General features: G+C 44.0%; 2 protein-coding genes. One reads left to right on the forward strand and one right to left on the reverse strand.

Annotated elements, in window-relative coordinates; all coding sequences use genetic code 11:
* Positions 1–338 precede the first annotated feature (338 nt).
* Positions 339–899, reverse strand: coding sequence for a hypothetical protein (locus tag G586_RS0121055; protein WP_026529280.1), 561 nt, complete (start codon positions 897–899; stop codon positions 339–341).
* 295 nt (positions 900–1,194) lie between these two features.
* Between G586_RS0121055 and G586_RS0121060 the strand changes: the two genes are divergently transcribed.
* Positions 1,195–2,790 (forward strand): xylulokinase, encoded by a 1,596-nt coding sequence (locus G586_RS0121060; protein ID WP_026529281.1) that lies wholly within the window; start codon positions 1,195–1,197, stop codon positions 2,788–2,790.
* Positions 2,791–2,860 lie beyond the last annotated feature (70 nt).

Below are 2,860 nucleotides of genomic sequence, written 5' to 3' on the forward strand. Positions count from 1 at the left end.
ATGCGGCCGCGGAGAAGCTAGAAAAAGAGTTGGAAGAATTGCTGAAAAGGAAAAAGTCTAAAATAGAGGAAATGCAAGAGCCACTGGGTGACCAGTGGCTCTATTTTGTATAGTAGAAAAATCAAGCCTTTCCATAGCTATACATCCGAAAACAAAGGTATTTACTTGGGCCTTTGTTTCTAAAGACTAAAGCAAATCCTATATAATAATAACCAATCCTGAATTGGACTTAATTGCTAGAAATAATTGTTCATTAAAATAACATAGTATCTAAGGTGCGTTGTCATGCAATAAGGCATCTTAGAAACCATTTCCGACGCGGAGTCGGTGGTAGTAGTTTATTTCCATCCGAGGCAATCTTTGTATGTCTCTTCTGTGCCCGCTGCAAGAGATCCGCCCTGAACGAGGTAGATATTTCTGTCAGAAGCATTCACATTAATGGCAATCTGTCTGTCATTAACTTTCTCGACTGCAAGAGTATTGAACTTTTCTCCGTGTGCTGAAACTGCAATGATATCTGAAGGCATATCAAAGCCGTCCTTTACGTGGAGGACAACTTTAGCACTGGGGATAAGAGCAGGAATTCTAACATTGAAAGCGCTGACGATCTTGCCGCCGTGCTTGTCTGCTATATCCTGAATTGTTCCTGTGTAATGAGGATCAACATGGTGGATAACCGCTGTCATGCCGGATTTAGCCTGTTCGGGAATGATCACATCGCCAACTCCGGAAGATACAGGAACAAAATCATCGGTCTCAAGCCAAAGTCCGCTGAGGACAGCATTGTTTCTCCACTCGCCCGGTATAACTCTGCCGGGAGCCATAGGTGCTGCACTTACTGAAAGTGTCATAGCGCAAAACATAACAGCTGCTAATGTTAAAGAAATCATCCTTTTCATTCTATATTCCTCCTTGTAACAAAATTTCAAAAATCGGATGTAACTAAGTAACTGCCATACATCATAGCCGAAAGTCATAAATTACAAATTATCATAATCTAAAGAATTTATTAAAAAGAGGGCGTAATCGCGGGAATGCGCATGGGTCCTTAATAAACAGGTTTCACAATAAATTTTCGGAAACTTGTACAAATTGACAATACAAAATTCATTGACCATGCAGAATATCAAAGCTATCATAAAAAATTGGGAGAGTAATCTCTTTAGAGAGTATAGAAAAAAGGAGAATAATATTATGGGAGATGCGAAAAAAGCGATAGCTGAGGGAAAAACTTTGCTAGGAATTGAGTTTGGTTCCACAAGAATCAAGGCAGTTCTGACCGATATGGATAATAACCCGATTGCTCAGGGTTCTCACGGATGGGAGAACAGACTGGACAACGGAATCTGGACATACACACTTGATGATATCTGGGGCGGACTTCAGGATTGCTACAAGAAGCTGACTGAGGATGTTGAGAAGCAGTACGGCGAGAAGCTGACAAGCGTTGGAGCTATGGGCTTTTCAGCAATGATGCACGGATACATGGCATTTGATAAAGATGATAATCTCTTAGTTCCTTTCAGAACATGGAGAAATACTATAACAGAGCAGGCTTCTGAGGAGCTTACCGAGCTTTTCGGATATCACATTCCTCAGAGATGGAGCATCGCGCACCTTTACCAGGCAATGCTTAACGGAGAGGAGCATGTAAGTAAGGTTACATTCTTCACAACACTAGCCGGATACATTCACTGGCAGCTCACAGGCGAGAAGGTTCTGGGCGTTGGCGATGCATCAGGAATGTTCCCGATTGATTCAGCAACTTGTGATTACAATGAAAAAATGGTAGGCCAGTTTGATAAGCTTGCAGCTGACAAGGGCTTTGGCTTCAAGCTTCGTGACATCATTCCGAAGTCACTTCCCGCCGGTGCTGATGCAGGAAAGCTTACAGCAGAAGGTGCAAAGAAGCTTGATCCCACTGGAACACTTCAGGCAGGAATTCCTGTATGTCCTCCCGAGGGTGATGCAGGAACCGGAATGGTTGCTACAAATTCAGTTGGCGTTAGAACAGGTAACATCTCTGCAGGAACATCAGTATTCTCAATGGTTGTTCTTGAGCATGATCTTTCAAAGGCTTATCCTGAGCTTGATCTTGTTACAACACCTTCAGGCGAGCAGGTTGCAATGGTACACTGCAACAACTGTACTTCTGACCTCAACGCTTATGTAGGACTTTTCAGAGAGTTCGCAGGAGCTATCGGCGCTGATGTGGATGATGACAAGCTTTACGGCACACTTTACAGAAAGGCAATGGAGGGAGATGCTGATTGTGGCGGACTCCTTGCATACAACTACTTCTCAGGCGAGAGCATCACTGGCTTCAACGAAGGCAGACCGCTGTTCGTAAGAAGACCCGATGCAAAGATGAATCTTGCAAACTTCATGAGAGCACATCTTTACACAGCTCTTGGCGCGCTCAAGGTTGGTAACGATATCCTTATGAAGGAAGAGAATGTTAAGGCTGATTTCTTCTTTGGACAGGGCGGATTTTTCAAGATCAGAGGCGTTGGTGACAGAGTTATGGCAGCAGCGCTCGATACACCTATCAAGCTTATGGAGACAGCAGGTGAGGGCGGTCCTTGGGGACAGGCTATTCTTGCGGGCTTCATGCTGAACAAGGAAGATGGCGAGACACTTGAGCAGTACCTGAACAACAAGGTATTCAAGGAAGGAAAAGTTGAAACTTGCGACCCCGTAGCTGAGGATGTTAAGGGATTCGATGAGTTTATGAAGGATTACAAGGCAGGACTCGAGATCGAGAGAGCTGCAGTTGAGAATTTGAAGTAATTTTGCAGTGAAAAGTGGTTCTTTGGCAGAATCACTGCTGAAAAGCCGGTAGTAGGGCAGTGAAAAGAAG

Source organism: Butyrivibrio sp. VCD2006 (assembly GCF_000423925.1).
GTDB lineage: Bacteria > Bacillota > Clostridia > Lachnospirales > Lachnospiraceae > Butyrivibrio.